General features: G+C 73.2%; 14 protein-coding genes, 1 pseudogene and 1 riboswitch. Of the genes and pseudogenes, 6 read left to right on the top strand and 9 right to left on the bottom strand.

Translation table 11 applies throughout. The annotated features are described in order from the left end of the window. Nucleotides 1-108: 108 nt before the first annotated feature. Nucleotides 109-930 (bottom strand): MIP/aquaporin family protein, encoded by an 822-nt coding sequence (locus NAMU_RS03930; protein ID WP_015746118.1) that lies wholly within the window; start codon nucleotides 928-930, stop codon nucleotides 109-111. Nucleotides 931-1226: 296 nt separating this feature from the next. On the opposite strand from NAMU_RS03930, the gene NAMU_RS03925 reads away from it, so the two are divergent. Together NAMU_RS03925 and NAMU_RS30815 are read left to right on the top strand one after the other, a co-directional pair. Next, nucleotides 1227-1769, top strand: coding sequence for a hypothetical protein (locus NAMU_RS03925; RefSeq protein ID WP_015746117.1), 543 nt, complete (start codon nucleotides 1227-1229; stop codon nucleotides 1767-1769). Nucleotides 1770-1946: 177 nt separating this feature from the next. Continuing rightward, nucleotides 1947-3410 (top strand): annotated as a pseudogene (locus NAMU_RS30815) (BTAD domain-containing putative transcriptional regulator); the annotation flags it as partial. Between the two features lie 315 nt (nucleotides 3411-3725). On the opposite strand, the gene NAMU_RS30810 reads toward NAMU_RS30815, so the two are convergent. Continuing rightward, nucleotides 3726-4718, bottom strand: coding sequence for an IS481 family transposase (locus tag NAMU_RS30810; RefSeq protein ID WP_245544901.1), 993 nt, complete (start codon nucleotides 4716-4718; stop codon nucleotides 3726-3728). A 147-nt stretch (nucleotides 4719-4865) separates the two neighbouring features. Here NAMU_RS30810 and NAMU_RS03915 point away from each other — a divergent pair, with 147 nt between their 5' ends. Beyond that, nucleotides 4866-5936, top strand: a complete 1071-nt coding sequence (locus NAMU_RS03915) for a hypothetical protein (RefSeq protein ID WP_041368409.1) — start codon at nucleotides 4866-4868, stop codon at nucleotides 5934-5936. Next, nucleotides 5894-6550, top strand: coding sequence for a hypothetical protein (locus NAMU_RS03910; protein WP_041368407.1), 657 nt, complete (start codon nucleotides 5894-5896; stop codon nucleotides 6548-6550). Before NAMU_RS03915 ends, NAMU_RS03910 begins: the two co-directional genes overlap by 43 nt. 12 nt (nucleotides 6551-6562) lie before the next feature. Here NAMU_RS03910 and NAMU_RS03905 read toward each other — a convergent pair whose 3' ends face one another. Then, nucleotides 6563-7294, bottom strand: coding sequence for a hemerythrin domain-containing protein (locus NAMU_RS03905; protein ID WP_015746114.1), 732 nt, complete (start codon nucleotides 7292-7294; stop codon nucleotides 6563-6565). A 132-nt stretch (nucleotides 7295-7426) separates the two neighbouring features. On the opposite strand from NAMU_RS03905, the gene NAMU_RS03900 reads away from it, so the two are divergent. Both NAMU_RS03900 and NAMU_RS03895 read left to right on the top strand, forming a co-directional pair. Beyond that, nucleotides 7427-8413: a pyridoxamine 5'-phosphate oxidase family protein gene (locus NAMU_RS03900; RefSeq protein WP_015746113.1), complete on the top strand. Its 987-nt coding sequence runs from the start codon at nucleotides 7427-7429 to the stop codon at nucleotides 8411-8413. Nucleotides 8414-8509: 96 nt separating this feature from the next. After that, nucleotides 8510-8624, top strand: a riboswitch (SAM riboswitch). A 44-nt stretch (nucleotides 8625-8668) separates the two neighbouring features. Beyond that, on the top strand, nucleotides 8669-10123 hold the full coding sequence (locus tag NAMU_RS03895; RefSeq protein WP_015746112.1) for an aminotransferase class V-fold PLP-dependent enzyme: 1455 nt from the start codon (nucleotides 8669-8671) through the stop codon (nucleotides 10121-10123). A 45-nt stretch (nucleotides 10124-10168) separates the two neighbouring features. On the opposite strand, the gene NAMU_RS03890 is transcribed toward NAMU_RS03895, so the two are convergent. Genes NAMU_RS03890 through NAMU_RS03865 form a run of 6 tightly spaced genes read right to left on the bottom strand, consistent with a single transcriptional unit; the run spans nucleotide 10169 to nucleotide 15502 of the window. After that, entirely contained in the window at nucleotides 10169-10903 is a 735-nt protein-coding gene (locus tag NAMU_RS03890) for an energy-coupling factor ABC transporter ATP-binding protein (protein WP_015746111.1), read from the bottom strand. Next, on the bottom strand, nucleotides 10900-11685 hold the full coding sequence (cbiQ, locus tag NAMU_RS03885; protein WP_015746110.1) for a cobalt ECF transporter T component CbiQ: 786 nt from the start codon (nucleotides 11683-11685) through the stop codon (nucleotides 10900-10902). Before cbiQ ends, NAMU_RS03890 begins: the two co-directional genes overlap by 4 nt. Nucleotides 11686-11690: 5 nt before the next feature. Beyond that, a complete protein-coding gene (locus NAMU_RS30215; protein ID WP_052307796.1) occupies nucleotides 11691-12014 on the bottom strand; it encodes a PDGLE domain-containing protein in 324 nt (107 codons plus the stop codon). Then, a complete protein-coding gene (locus NAMU_RS30210) occupies nucleotides 12011-12727 on the bottom strand; it encodes an energy-coupling factor ABC transporter permease (RefSeq protein WP_041368405.1) in 717 nt (238 codons plus the stop codon). Before NAMU_RS30210 ends, NAMU_RS30215 begins: the two co-directional genes overlap by 4 nt. After that, nucleotides 12714-14252 (bottom strand): VWA domain-containing protein, encoded by a 1539-nt coding sequence (locus NAMU_RS03870; protein WP_015746109.1) that lies wholly within the window; start codon nucleotides 14250-14252, stop codon nucleotides 12714-12716. Before NAMU_RS03870 ends, NAMU_RS30210 begins: the two co-directional genes overlap by 14 nt. Nucleotides 14253-14260: 8 nt before the next feature. Continuing rightward, entirely contained in the window at nucleotides 14261-15502 is a 1242-nt protein-coding gene (locus tag NAMU_RS03865) for an AAA family ATPase (RefSeq protein WP_015746108.1), read from the bottom strand. Nucleotides 15503-15550 lie beyond the last annotated feature (48 nt).

The raw sequence follows: 15550 nt of genomic DNA, 5'->3' as shown, positions 1-15550 counted from the left end.
GGGAAGAAGGCCGTTCCGCGGGAGGCGGAACGGCCATCTGCCCATGATCAACTGCAGGCGGGGTGCGGGTGCGAGGTGCGGGGGGTACGGCGGGCGAGGCGACCGAGCTCAGGCGTTCGGGTTGGCCACCTCGGTGAACAGCACGCCCTGCGCGGCGGCGGAACCGGATCGGCCACCCCCGCGCCCGCGGAGCACGAAGGCCACGCCGACGGCCAGCACCGCACCCAGCAGCGGACCGGCCACGTACACCCAGTAGGAGTCGAAGTCCATGCTGACCAGATTCGGACCGAAGGTGCGGGCCGGGTTCATCGACGCGCCGGAGATGGGACTGCCCCACAGGCCGGCCAGGGCGATGTAACCACCGACACCGATGGCCCCGACCACGCCGACATTCTGCGCCCCTGAAGCCGTACCGAGAATGACGCAGACCAGGGCGAAGGTCAGGACCGCCTCCATCACCATGGCCAGGAACGCCGAATAGCCGGCCGCGGGGTAGTTCGATCCGTACTGCGCGGACACGCCGATCACCGCCTGCAGGAACCAGGCGGCCAGCGCGGCGCCGATCAGCTGCACGACGATGTACCCGGGCACCCGCGCCCAGGGGAAGTCGCCGCGCAGCGCGAAGGCGATGCTCACCGCCGGGTTGAGGTGGGCCCCGGAGACTTTGCCCATGAACAGGATGATGCCCAGCACCATCAGCGCCGGGGCGGTCACCGCGGCGGTCCGGCTGATGGTGTCGGGGAACGCCTGGCCCATCATCCCGCCGCCGGCGGCCACCAGAACCAGGAAGAACGTCCCCAGTAGTTCGGAGAACAGACGTCGCCATTCCTGCGACCGGTCGTCGAAATCCTCGGCCATCTTGATGAACTGGTCTTCCAGGGCAGCAAGTTGCCCCTGGGCCGGGCTGGGCCGTGGCGTGGACGTGGCCATCGATTCTCCTCGGGCGGACGGCGGGTACGAGCCCTCGCGGCCCGATCCTGGCACCGCCCGCCGACCGGGCTCCTCGCCCGACAAGGATGAAACGGATGAAGCGGACCGGTGCGGATCCAGCGCGCCCGCCCGAGGACGCCGTGAACTCGCCGGCGGTTCTCACACCGGTCGGGTGAGGCGGCCCGCAGGTGCGGCGCGGACAGTGGGGACGGTGCCGAGGGTGACACCGACGTCACCTCACCGGGTCACCCCCGCCGGTGACCCACTGCTCCCGTCGATCGGAAGAGGAAACGATCATGGCCGTTGGCCCTGTCCAGCTCATCGTGCTGGGCTTCCCGCACCCGGATTTCCACGGCGAGATCATCGCCGAACTGGAACGGCTGCGGGCGAGCGACACCGTGCGCGTGGTCGACGCGCTGGCCGTCTACAAGGACGACGCCGGCGATGTCGAGGTCGTCCACCTGAGCAACCTCAGTCGCGACGAAGCCATCGAGATGGGAAGCATCATCGGCGGTCTCATCGGACTCGGGGAGGACGGCGAGGAGGGCATGGTGGCCGGTGCGGCCGCCGGAGCCGAGCGGGCCGCGGAGGACTTCAGCCCGCTGGGCGAGGCCGACGACTGGGACATCCTGGAGGACGTGCCCAACGGTTCGGCCGCTGCGTTGATCCTGCTGGAGCATCACTGGGCGGTTCCGCTGCGCGACGCGATCATGCGGGCCGGCGGGTACCGGATCAGCGACGGCTTCATCAGCCCGCTGGACCTGGTCGAAGCGGGTCTGCACACCGCCGAGGAGGCCGCGGAACTGCACGCGCTGGCCACCAGCGGCGCCCCGGCCTGACCCACGCCAGTGACCGTCTCGCTGTTGACCGAAGGGAGGTCCGCCCCCATGTTCGCCTGCCGCCGCGTCGCCCGCCGCACCAGCCGCCGAGTCGCCCGCCGCCGTTAGTCCGCTGCCGTTAGTCCGCCGCCGGTCACCGAGGGCAATCACCGCCCGGCGCCGCCGCATCGGGCCCCGATGGTCAGCGTCGACCGCCGGGGCCCGGCCCCCCGGTGGCCACCCGCGATCTGCGGGTGGCCACCCGGCCGGGGGCTCCTACACTCGGCGCCCATGCGGATCGAGGTGCTCGGACCCCTGCGGGTGCACCGCGGGTCGACGGCGATCGAGCTCGGATCACCCAAACCTCGGGCCCTGCTCGCCGCGCTGGCGCTGCATGCCAACCGTCCGGTGCCCGTCGACACCCTGATCGATTTCCTGTGGGGCCGGACGCCGCCGGCCGCAGTCACCGCGTCGTTGCACGCCTACGTCTCCAGCCTGCGCAAGGTGCTGGAACCGGGCCGGGCCGCGCGCGCCGCCGCCCAGACCGTGCTCACCTCGCCCGCCGGCTACGAACTGCGGGTTCCGGCGGATGCCGTCGATGCGCATCGCTTCGCCCGGGTGGTCCAGGACGTGCATGCCCGGCTCACCGGCGCCGATCCGCTGACCGTTCCGGCCGGACTGACCGCCGAGGCGTTGACCGGGTTGACCGTCGAGCTGACCGGGGCGTTGTCCTGGTGGCGCGCCGAGCCGTATCCCGAGCTGGACCGGCACCCGGCGGCCGACGCCGAACGGGCCCGGCTGGCCGACCTGCGCCTGGCCGCCCTGGCCGATCGGGCCCGCCTGCACCTGGCCCTGGGCCAGGAATCCACCGTGGTGGCCGATCTCGGTCCGGTCGCGCACGACCATCCGCTGCGCGAGGACCTCTGGGCGCTGTTCGCGCTCGCCCTGGCCCGGGCCGGGCGGCAGGGGGATGCCCTGCACGCGCTGCGCACCGTCCGGCAGTCCCTGGACGCCGAGCTCGGCATCGACCCGGGCCCGCTGGTGCGGGAGCTGGAACTGGCGGTCCTGCGCCAGGACGTCGTCACCGCCCGCTCGGTCCCCGGATCGGTGCCGGGAGCCGGGCCGGCTCCGGGACCCGACCCGACCGCGCTGCCGGCCGCCGTGGCGATGACCGGCCCGGTCACCGTCCGGTCCGGCGCCCCGCTCGTCGGCCGCGAACGCGAGCTGTCCGCGTTGCTGGGCGTGCTCGACGACGCCGAGGCCGGCTCCGTGCGGATCGCCCTGCTGGTCGGTGAACCCGGCATCGGCAAGACCCGGCTCACCGAAGAGCTCGGGATCCGCGCCCGCGCACGGGGTTTCGGCGTGCACGTGGGTCGCTGCTCGTCCGACGATGGCGCGCCCCCGCTGTGGCCGTGGGTCGGTGTCCTGGGCTCGCTCGCCGAGTCGCGGACCGATGACGGGCTGGCCGAGGCGGTGGCGTTGGTGCGGGCCGACCGGCCCGGCGGCGCCGACCGGTTCACCCGCTTCGAGTCCGTCGCCCGGGCCCTGGCCCGGATCACGGCCGGCGAGCGGCACCTGCTCGTGTTCGACGACCTGCACTGGGCCGACCCGTCGACCCTGGCCCTGCTGCGGCACATCACCGACACGGTCGACCGCGGCCGGCTGGCGGTGGTCGTCACGCGGCGGGCGCATCCGGCGCCGACCGGCGGGTTGGCCGAGCTCGGCGAGGCCCTGGCGCGGCGGCCGGCGGTGGGCCTGGACCTGTCCGGGTTGTCGGTGGCCGACGTCACGGCGCTCAGCGCCGCTCACCGGCCGGACGTCCCGGCGGACGGCGCCGCCCTGCGGGAGCGCACCGGCGGCAACCCGTTCTTCCTGCTCGAACTGCTGCGCGCGGCCGATCCGGCGCGGGGACCCGACCCGGGGGTCGGCGGGGTGCCGGCCGCGGTCACCGACGTCATCGCGGCGCGCGTGGGCCGGCTACCTGTTGAGCCCGGACAGGTTGGTAACGGCTGGCGTGCGGTAGGCGGGCGGTTTGCCCTTCAGCGCGGTGTGCGGCCGATGGTAGTTGTAGCGGTGCACGAACCCGGCCAGGGCGGCGGCTCGTTCGTCGTTGCAGGACCAGGCCTGGCGGTAGGCCCATTCCCGGGCCAGGGTCCGGTGGTACCGCTCGACCTTTCCGTTGGTCTGCGGTCGGTACGGTCGGGTGTACTTGTGGACCGTGGCCCCCAGCGCGGTGTTGAAGTCCTTGCCGCGGTAGCAGGAACCGTTGTCGGTCAGCACCCGGTGGATCCTCTCGATGCCGTGCGCGGCGAAGAACTCGACCGCGCGGGCCCAGAAACCGGCCGCGGTCACGGACTTCTCGTCGGCCAGTTCTTCGGTGTAGGCCAGCCGGGACCGGTCATCGATCGCGGTGTGCAGGAACGCGTACCCGGGTCGCTGACCCCGCTGGGAGGCTCGGTGGGCGTCGTTGCCCCGGCCGTGGATCCGCCAGCCGCCGCCGTCGGGGATGCGGCCGATCTTCTTCACATCGACGTGGATCAGGTCACCGGGCGCGGCCCACTCGTACCGGCGGACCGGTTCCCGCAGCTGATGGCCGGTGACGTCCAGGTCCCGCAGGCGAGAGATGCCCCGGCGCACCAGGACCCGGTGGATCGTCGACGGCGCCAGCGTGATCCCGAACTCGCGCAGCTCCGCGGCCAGCATCACCGGACCGAGCTTGAGGTGCCGCCGCAGATACTCCACGACGTCCTCGACCTGGGCGTCGACCTGGCCGGGTGAGGACACCGGGCGCGACGAGCGGTCCTGCAGGCCGGCCGGACCGTCGGCCTTCCAGCGGGCGTGCCACTTGGCCAGGGTTTGCCGGGCCACGCCGGCCTCGGCGGCGACGTGACAGATCGGCCGACCGGCATCGACGCGCTGGCACAGGCGTCGGCGTCCCTCGGGGGTCAGCGGGGCGTTACGGTGGGCCACGAGGGTCCTCCTGGTTCGGCGTGTTTGCTTGGTCGCTTCACACCTCACCAAGGGGACCCTCCCTCATGCCCGCAACCAGCCGACCCGGCGTGTCACCAATGTCCCTGGATACAACAGCTACCGGCGCCGACCCAGGAGATCCTGCGCGTGGCCGCCGTTGCCGGTCGCGCGATCGACCCGGACCTGCTGGCCGGCGCCGCGAACCTGGATCCGGATGGGGTGCTCGACGCGCTCGAACCGGCGGTGGAGGCCGGCCTGCTGGTCGTCACCGGCACCGGCGAGCTGCAATTCGGCCACGCGCTGGTGCGAGATGCCATCGAGGCCAACGACTCCGCGCTGCGCCGGCCGCGGCGGCACGCCGCCGTGGCCGGCGCCCTGCTCGATCGTGACCGCTCCGGTCACCGTCGGGCCGAGATCGCCCGGCACTGGCTGCGAGCCGGGCCGGCGCACGCCGCCCGGGCCTGGCCGGCCGCGGTCGCCGCGGCCACCGAGGCGACCGGGCTGGCCGCCCATGAGGAGGCCGCCGCCCTGCTGGCCGCCGCCCTGCACGCGCAGAGCGCCGACCGCACCACCGGCCCGGGTGACCGCTACGACCTGCTGCTGGCCCGGGCGGCGGCCTGCCGGGCCGCCGCGGACAACGAAGGGCAGCGGGCCGCCACCACCGAGGCCATCGAGATCGCCCGCCGGCTCGGTGATGTCGAGCGGATCGCGCTGGCCGGGATCGCGGCCGCCGAGGGCGGGCTGTGGTCCAACGTGCCCGAGGGGGCGCAGCACCCGGTCACCGTCGATGCCCTGCGCACCGCCGCCCGCGATCTGCCGGAGGGGGACTCACCCCTGCGCTGCCGGGTGTTCTTGGCCCTGTCCCGGGAACTGTTCTGGACGGCGCCGGGCGGTGACGGGCACCCCGCGGAGCGGGTGGCCCACGCCGAACGTGGTTTCGCCATGGCCCGCCGGCTCGGCGAACCACGGTTGCAGTCGTTCGCCTGCCGCACGCTGAGCCTGGCCGTCATGGGACCGTCCACCCTGGATCGGCGGACCGCCCTGACCGAGGAGTCCATCGAGTGTGCCCGCGCCGCCGGTGATCCCGACGGTGCGGGGGTCGGTCTGTTCTGGCGAGCCGTCCACGCCGGTGAGGCCGGACGGATCGCCGAGCGCCGGATCCCGCCGCCGAGGCGATGGAGCACGCCGACCGGCACGGCCTGCGCATGCTGCAGGTGATGCTGGGGGCCTACCAGTCCGCGTGGCTGGCACTGGAGGGCCGGTTCGAGCAGGCCGATGCCCTGCTGGCCGACAACCTGCGGCAGGCCGCACTGGCCACCTTCCCGTTCCGCACCGAGGCCGTGACGGCCGCGCGGGCCACCATTGCCTTGTGGCGTGGTGAGCCCGAGGTCACTCTGGAGCTGTTCCGCGGGCTGACCGAGGCGACCGCGACCGACACCGACACCGGGGTGTTGATCGGCCTGATCCGCAGCGGCCGGCTGGCGCCGGCCGCGGCCATGCTGGACCGGCGCCCGGTGTCGCTGGATGCCGACAGCTTCGCCGCGCCTTTTGATTTCGCGATCCTGGCCGAGGCCGCCCTGGTGGTGGGGCGGCCCGAGCTGGCCGGCCGGCTGTATCCGCTGATGCTGCCCTGGGCCGGCCGGACCGCCGCGGCCGGGACGGGCCCGCCGTTGGGACCGATCGATGCCTTCCTGGCGGCGGCGGCCGCCGCGGTCGGCGAGATCGATGTGGCCCGCCGGCACGCCGACGACGCCGCGCGGTTGTGCGCCAGCTGGCCGGCCCCGGTGGTGGCCGACTGGCTCGCCGATCTGCGCGCCCGGTACGGCTTCTGACCGGCAGCTCGGTCACCGAGCCGATCCGGAGCCGAAGATGCGCCGTTCGCGGCGCGCGTGGGCGGGCCGCAGCGCCACCCGCCAGGCCAGCGCGAGCAGGCCGGGAAACGTGCGCAGGACGGAACGCCGGACGTCCGGCGGCAACCCGTCGAGGACCCAGGACACGGCGAAGAGCTTGTCCCGCGCCGAATAGTGCGCGGCGAAGCCGGCGTCCATCCCGTGCCATTCCGCCGGCGTCACGTGCGCCTGGAGCAGCGTCATGGCCGCCGACTCCTCATGGCCCAGATGATGTCCGAGGCGCTCGGCGGTGGCGGCCACCCGCACCGCCAACGCTGCCCGGGTGTCCTCACCCGCCCCGGCGGCCAGCCGATCGAGCCCGGTGGCGCAGCCGGCCAGCAGCGGATCGATCTCCGCATGCTCGGCCTCCATGGCCAGCAGCACGGCCCGACCATCCGGGTCGCCGGCGGCGTCGACACGGGACAGGAGCAGCGGCCACAGGAGCTCATCCTCACCGGCGTGATGGTGGTGCAGGATGCGGGCGAACCGGCGCCAACGGCCCTGCAGCGCGCGCCAGGTGTCGCGCTCGTCCACCGCCGTCGTCGCCACCGCGGCCCCGAACCGGCGCAGGTCGCGGCGAAACGCATGGTGCATCAGGTACATCGGGGTCAGGTCGCACGGACCGGCGGGCGCGGCGGCCTGACCCGGGAGCCGGATCTGGGGAACGGGCGGGCAGGACGTGGGCATCGGGCGCTCCTGGGGTCGGTGGTGGTCGGCCCACCGTGCGCCCGGAGCCTTGGCCGGCACTTGAGGTGGACTTGACCCGGGGTTCGGCCGGCTTTCAGTGGTCCTTCAGCGCCTCCGTCCACACTCGGCGCCATGACCGACCTGACCGTCACCCCCGCCGTCCCGACCACCCGTCCGGCCGATCGCCGGATCGACATCCGGACCGCCATCGACCAGTACCGCACCTGCGAGCTGGCCACTCTGTCCCGCAACGGCGTCCCGATCGCCTGGCCGGCCGTCTTCGACTGGGACCCGGCCACCGACCGGATCGTGCTGACCACCTCGATCTCGTTCCCGCAGAAGGCGTTCAACATCCGTCGCGACCCCCGGGTGGCCCTGCTGTTCTCCGATCCGACCGGGACCGGGCGCACCGATCTGCCGCAGATCCTGGTCCGCGGGACGGCCGGGTGCCCGGAACAGATCCATCCCGGCACCACCGGACTCGAGCGCTACTGGCAGCGCCTGGCCCAGCGGCAACCCGCGTCCCGCACCTACGGCGCCAACCGGTTCAGCCGCCGGCTCTTCGACTGGTACTACCTGCGGCTGGTGATCACGGTGACCCCGGTGGAGGTCAGCACGGCGCCCGCGGCGGACCGGCGGCCGATGGGCGGCGCGGCCGTCGCCACGCCGGCCGACGGGGGCGCCTGGGCCCGGCTCGCGCAGGAACTGCCCGGATTCTCCGGCGCCGTGCTGGGCACCGCCGCCGACGGCGAGTTGCCGGTGTTGCGGCGGGTTCGGCTCACCCCCGCACCCGGGTCGGGCGCCTTTCTGGTCGACGACCCGGGCCCCGCGCTCACCGCCGGGCCGGCGTCGGTGCTGCTGCACCGGCACGACGACCTGCTGTGGAACCAGCGCCAGATCGGGGCGGTGGGTCAGCTGGTCCGATCCGGGGCCGGCACCTGGATGTTCCGGCCCGACCGGATGCTGCCGACGATGTTCCCGGCCAACGCGGTGGAGATGGCGCGAGTGGTGATTCGGGCCCGCCGGACCGCGAACCGCTACCTGCAGCGGCGCGGGCTGGACCGGCCGGCGATCGACTGGGCGGCCCACCGGGCGTGCGAGCAGCCCGGCGCCCAGTAGGCCTCGGTCGGCGCGGGGGGCCGTCCCGGACCGGTGCCGCCGGTGTGATCCAGGTCGTAGCGCGGCGCCCAGGCGTCTGCTAACGTCCACGTCCAAGGTCATGAGTGCCAGCAGATAGCCCCGGCTTGCTGGCCGGCAACCCTCCAACCGCGGTGGGGTGCCCCGGGTGAGGACCTGGCCGTGCGCGAGGTGCGCTCGGCAAGCGCGGGCCTCCGGTCTTCCTGGTGGTCCCACGGACCGTAGGGGTGGACCATCGTGACCATCGCACTCGAACGACCTGATCTGGCGGCCGCGCTGGCCGGCGACAACCCTTGGACCACGGAGCTTCCCGCGGCGGTCCGGCCGGCCCGTCGCGGCCCGGTGACCCACCCGCACGCCCCGGGCCTGGACCTGGTCGGCGCGCACGCCCGGGTGCCGCTGGCCACCGGCGGCACCGCCGAGTACGCCAATCTCGACCACGGCGCCTCCGCGCCGGCGCTGCGGGTGGTTCGCGACACCGTGGACGAGCTGCTGGAGCGGTACGCCAGCGTGCACCGCGGGGCCGGCTGGCACTCCAAGGTCTGCACCAGCCTGTACGAGGGCTCCCGGGAGCCGATCCGCAGCTTCGTCGGCGGGCGGGCCGACGACGCGGTGATCTTCACCCGGCACACCACCGATTCGTTCAACCTGCTCGCGCACTGCCTGCCGGCCCGGACCACCGTCGTGGTCTTCGAGACCGAGCACCACGCCGCGCTGCTGCCCTGGTCGGCCGAGCGGGCCCCGGGTCGCGACCGCCGGGTGGTCCGGCTGCCCGCCCCCGATTCCCCCGCGCACGCCGTCGCCCTGGTCGACCAGGCCCTGCGCCGGCGCGCCCCCGGGCCGGCCCTGCTGGTGATCACCGGCGCGTCCAACGTGACCGGCGAGGTGTGGCCGGTCGCCGAGCTGGCCCGGGTCGCCCGCTCCCGAGGAGCCCGCACCGCCCTGGACGCCGCGCAGCTCGCCCCGCACCGCCCGTTCTCGATCACCGACCTCGGCGTCGACTACGTCGCGCTGTCCGGGCACAAGCTCTACGCCCCGTACGGAACGGGCGCGCTGATCGGCCGGGCCGACTGGCTGGCCGCGGCCCCGCCGTACCTGATCGGCGGCGGCGCCACCGCATCGGTCCGGGACGACGCCACCGACTACAAGCCGCTGCCCGACCGGCACGAGGCCGGGTCACCCAACGTGCCCGGCACCGTGGCCCTGGCCACCGCCTGCCACGTGCTGGCCACCGCCGATCGAGAAGCCTTGGCCCAGGCCGAGACCGCACTGACCGAGACGCTGCGCCGCGGCCTGGCCGGCATTCCCGGGGTGACCGTGCACTCGCTGTTCGGCGACCGGGCCGACAGCATCGGCGTGGCCACCTTCACCATCGCCGGGCAGAAGCCCGCGGTGGTCGCCGCCGCCCTGTCCGCCGAGCACGGCATCGGCGTGCGCGACGGCGCGTTCTGCGCCCACCCGCTGGTGCGCAAGCTGCTCGGCGCGGCCGGCTGCGCCGACGCCGAGAACGGCCAGGCTCTGCGCGCTTCGGTCGGGCTGGGCACCACCACCGAGCACGTGCAGCGGCTGGTGCAGGCGGTCGAGTCGATCGCTGAGCGCGGCCCGCGGTTGCGCTACGTGGTGCGCGACGGCCGGCCGGTGCCGGCGGTGGACGGCCGCGAGCTGCCGATCATCGCCCCCTGGCAGCGGTAGGACGCTCGGGCTGTTCCGGCCGCCGCCGGGCTGATCGGCGGCCGGTCAGCCCGGTAGGGCGCAGCCGACCGGCAGTTCCAGCCGGTGGGCCGCCAGCAACGCCTCGTCGGCCAGGATGTCGCGGGTCGGGCCGTCGGCGACGATCCGCCCGCCGTTCAGGATCACCGACCGCGGGCACAGCTGCAGCGCGTACAGCAGGTCGTGGGTGACGATCACCGTGGACAGCCCGAGGGTGAGCACGATGTCGGCGAACTCGCGACGGGCCAACGGGTCCAGGTTCGACGATGGCTCGTCCAGGACCAGCACGGTCGGGTCCATGGCCAGCACGGTGGCGGCGGCGACCCGGCGACGCTGGCCGAAACTGAGGTGGTGCGGTGCCCGGTCGGCGAACGGCGTCATGCCCACGGCCTGTAGCGCGGCCTGCACCCGACGGTCCAGCTCGGCTCCCCGGTAGCCCAGATTGCGGGGACCGAACGCGACGTCGTCGCGGACGGTGGGCGAGAAGAGCTGATCGTCGGGATCCTGGAACACGATGCCGACCCGCCGCCGGATCTCCCGCAGGGAGTTCTTGGCCGCACTCACCCCGTCCACCCGGACCGTGCCGGCGCCGGCCAGCAGCGTGCCGTTCAGGTGCAGCACCAGGGTGGTCTTGCCGGCGCCGTTAGGACCCAGGATGGCGACCCGCTCCCCCGGCGTGACCGTGAGGTTCACCCCGAACAGCACCTGCCGGCCGTCGGGATAGGCGAAGGCCAGATCCCGCACCTCGAGCCTCCCGGTCATGCCGCCGCCCGGACCGCGACGGCACAGATCAGGCCCGCGGCCACCGGCGCGGTCAGCGCGGCGACCCAGGCCCGGCGGGCCGGCGCCGCGTCCGCACCCGCCGTCGCCGGCCGGTCGGGTCCGAGGCCGTACCCGCGGGCCAGCATGGCGATGTAGACGCGCTCACCGCGCTCGTAGGCCCGGACGAACAGGGTGCCCGCGGTCCGGGCGATGCCCATGACCTGCCACAACCACCGCGGATCGTCCCCGCGGGACTGCCGCGCGATCCGCATCCGGCGCAGGTCGTCGGCCAGCACCTCGCCGTAGCGAACCATGAACCCGGCGATCCCGACGACCGGTCTGGGCACCCGCAGGCGTTCCAGCGCGTGCAGCAGCTCCGGCACGGTGGTGGTCGCGGTCAGCAACGAGGTGGCGGCCACCCCGAGGGTGCCCTTGACCACGATGTTCCAGGCCCCCCACAGTCCCGGTTCGGACAGGCTCAGGAATCCGACCTGGACGAACGGACCCCCGCCGACCAGTGGCAGGAACACGGCGAAGGCCAGGAATGGCACCTCGATCACCAGCCGGCGGACCCACCGGCCCAGCGGCACCCGCGCGGTGACCGCGATCAGCACCAGGATCAGCCCGTCCGCGACGAACGCCCAGACCGCCGCCCGCGGGGTGGCGACCACCGCGAACACGAACAGCACGGTGGCGACGAGTTTGCACTCCGGCGCCAGCCGGTGCACCCCGGAGTCGGCGTGCACGAAAAACACGTGGCGGTGCGCCACCTCGTCGGCCACCGGGATCACCCTGCCGGCGTCGCCGTGCGGCGACGGGCTCGACGGATGGCCAACCCGACCCCGCCGGCCAGCACGAAGCACAGCAGGACGCCGATGACCCCGGACAGCCCGGTGGACAACCAGGGCGTCTGCACTCCGGCCACTCCGTAGTCGGCCAGCGGCGCGTCGGCCATGGCGTGGGCGGTGGCCTGGGCCTCGAAGCCCTGGTCGATGGCCACCCGTTCCAGCCCGTCCGGTGCGGAACTGGCCAGCGGGCTGACGAAAAAGGCCAGGATCAAGGCGATCCCGACACCCGGCAGCACGAACCAGGTGAGCGACCGGCGGCTCATGCGGACGATCCCCGGGTGCTCGCCGCGGGGCCGGTGGGATCGACCGTGCCGACCAGCAGCGCCGGTCGCAGATCCCGGGCACCGTAGACCAGATCGGGTCGGGTCGCCAGGACCGCGCCCACGGTCAGCCCGGTGATGATGGCCTCGCCGATCCCGATCAGCATGTGCACCCCGATCATCGCCACCGCGACCGTGCCCAGCGGGGCACCCCCCTGCCCGCCGAGCGCGTAGTAGCCGACGAACACGACGCTGGCCAGCACCACGCCGCACCAGGCGGCGACCGCGGACGCGGTGACCACGGCGGAGCGCTTGGCGGGCAGCAGCTTCCGGATGAGCAGGAAGATGCCGTAGCCACCAAAACAGGTGGTGTAGCCCATCAGGATGATGTTCAGGCCGAGCGCGGTCAGGCCACCGTCGGCGAACACCAGCGCCTGGACGATGAACACCACCGACATGGCCAGGCTGCCGACCCACGGCCCGACCAGCACGGCGGCCAGGCAGCCGCCGAGCAGGTGCCCGCTGGTGCCGCCGGCGACCGGGAAGTTGAGCATCTGCAGGGCGAAGATGAAGGCTGCCACCAGGCCGGCCAGCGGCACCTGCCGGTCATCCAGATCGGCCGCGGCCTTGCGCACCGAGACGACGATCAGCCCGGCCGCGATGACCCCGCCGGCCAGCGAGACCGGTGCGTTGATGAAACCGTCAGGAATATGCATGGACGCCTCCTTTGGCGTTCGCTCCGGCGTACTTCTGGGCCACCCGGTCCAGGGAGGCCAGATCGGGCACGACCTCGACCCGGCTGCACAGCGATTCGTAGACCGGCATGTCGGATCCGGCCAGCACCCAGGAGTACCGCGCCTCGGGGGTCAGCCAGATCACCTCCCGGGCCCGCCGGGACAGCTCCTCCAGGGCCTCGGGATGGGGGTCCTTGCCGTTGCCGCGGCCGTCACCCAGGATGAGCACCGTGGTGCGCCGGTTGATCTCGCTGCCGTACTGCTCCAGGAAGCTGACCAACACCTGGCCGTAGTCGGAATTGGCGTCCACGTCGAGGATGTCGCCGCCCATCAGCAGGCCGAGCGCGTCCTCGACGCCATGGTCGGCGAACACGTCGGTCACCTCGGCGACCTGGTCGACGAAGGCGAACGTGCGCACCCGCGGCACCAGCCGCTGCAGGCCGTGCACGACCTGCAGGGTGAAGCGGGTGCTCAGCCGGACCGACAGGCTGACATCGGCGAGAATGACCAGCCGGGGCCGGTCCTGGGCCCGGACCACCGACACCGGGCGGAACGGGATGCCCTCGTACCGCATGCTCTGCCGCATGGTGCGGGCCGAGTCGATCTTGCCCCGCGCGCCCGGGCGACGGCGGTGGGTCAGCGCGCCGCTCATCGACCGGACCAGCTCGCGCAGCGTCTCCTCCAGCCGGGCCCGGTCGGCCTCCGAGATCGCCTGCACCGCGGCCTGCCGGGCCGGTTCGGCGCCCTCGACGGCCTGCTCGCGCAGCGCGGCGAAAGCGGCCAGGTGCTTGCGCAGCATCTCCGGCAGCTTGTCCAGGATGCCGGCCACCTGGGTCCGCAACTGGGCCAGCACCTCGGGCGGCAGCTCGGGGTCCTCGCCGGCGGCCAGCCAGTCCATCAAGGCCGCCTCCTCGGCGACGGACAGGTTGGTGTCCAGCTTGGCTCCGGTCGCCGTGGTCAGCTCGTGCGGCATCGTCGCGCCATGCAGGTGGCTGGTCTCGATCTGCACCCGCGGGGCGGCCGAATCGGTGGTCGGGCGGTCGGCCGAGAGCACCATCTCGTCGCTCAGGGCGGCCAGGTCCACCTTGTCGGCCTCCTGGTGCAGGTTGTACTGCTGGGCCATGTCCTTCGGGTCGAAGTACCGGCGGATGTCCTTGGGCTTGTCGTGACTGTGGCCGAAACCCGGCGTCTGGGAGGGCTCCTCGGTCAGCGTGAAATTCTTCAGCGCACCCTCGTCGACCAGGTCGTCGTGCGCGTGCGAATGGGTGTCCGGCTCGGCGGTCCAGACCGGCTGCAGGGAGAAGAAGGCGTCGAAGACGGTCTCGAAGCTCTCCCGATCCCGCCGGTCCTTGATCAGCGTCACCAGCAGCGCCCCGCGCAGCGTCTCCCGGTCGGCCAGCACGCCCGGCTGAGTGGCGGCGGTGACCGCGTCGACCACCTCGGCCACCGAGACCCGGACCCCGGCCAGCCGGAGGAACCGGACGAACCGGTGGATGGTCTCCTGCATGGCCGGTCCTACAGGGCGCGGCGACGGCCGAGGCCGGCCGCGAAGGAACGCTTGCCCCGGTCGGCGGTGACCGTGGCCACGGGCACCGGCTCGGGCACCAGGTCCTCGCCGTCGGCCGCGTACGGCGGTGTTCCGTAGTGGCCCGGCCCGTGCCGGCCGGGCTTGTCCTTCTCGGCCCGCCGGGCCACGCCGACCTCGTCGGAATCGTGGGGGTGGCTGGGCCCGTGGTCGTCGTGGCTGTGCTCGTGGTCGCCGTCCGCATGACTGTGCGAATGACCGCCGTGCGCGTGCGAGTGGCCGTGACCGTGCTCGGGCCGGTGCTCGGGTACCACCGCGTTGGGGTCGACCAGCTTCGGCAGCGCCTTGATCGCCCGGGCGTGGTCGCGCTCGTACTTGACCACGACGGACACGGTGTCGGCCAGGATCGTCGCGTCCAGTTCCTGCGCCCCCAGCACGGCCAGCGTGCGGGCCCAGTCGATGGTCTCGGAGATGCTGGGCGCCTTACGCAGTTCCAGTTCCCGCAGGCCGCGGACCACCTGCACCAACTGGGTGGCCAGCGCGTCGGACAGCCCGGTCTCCTTGCTGCGCAGGATCTCCAGCTCCCGGTCGGCGTCCGGGTAGTCCAGGAACAGATGCAGGCAGCGGCGCTTGAGCGCGGCCGACAGATCCCGGGTGTTGTTGGAGGTGAGCAGGACCAGCGGCGCCGTTCCGGCCGCGAACGTGCCCAACTCGGGGATGGAGATCTGGTACTCGCCCAGGGTCTCCAGCAGCACCGCCTCCAGGGCCTCGTCCGCCCGATCGACCTCGTCGATCAGCAGGACGGCCGGTTCCTGCCCGTGGATGGCCTCGAACAGCGGTCGCGGCGCCAGGAACCGCTCGGAGAAGAACACCGAGTCGTGCTTGGCCAGCAGGTCCACCGCTGATTCCAGATCACTTGCCTCGGCGACGATCTCACCGATCTTGTCGCGCAGCAGCTGGGTGTAGAGCAGCTGCTTGCCGTAGTCCCAGTCGTACAGGGCCTTGGTCTCGTCCTGCCCCTCGTAGCACTGCAGGCGCACCAGCCGGCGCCCGGTGATCAGGCTGATCGCCTTGGCCAGCTCGGTCTTGCCCACACCGGCCGGCCCCTCGAGCAACGCCGGGCGGTCCAGCTGCATCATCAGGAACACCGTGGTGGCGACCCGACGGTCGGGGATGTAGCCGTGCTCGGCCAGTGCGGCACTGACGTCGTCGACAGTGGCGAAAGTACTCACGGGGGCTCCTGGGTTCGGCCGGCGCGGCCCGGTCCCGGGCTGGGGACC

It is taken from the genome of Nakamurella multipartita DSM 44233 (assembly GCF_000024365.1).
Lineage (GTDB): Bacteria > Actinomycetota > Actinomycetes > Mycobacteriales > Nakamurellaceae > Nakamurella > Nakamurella multipartita.
Note: the sequence above shows the minus strand (reverse complement) of the source record. Positions and strands in the feature narration are given on the sequence as shown.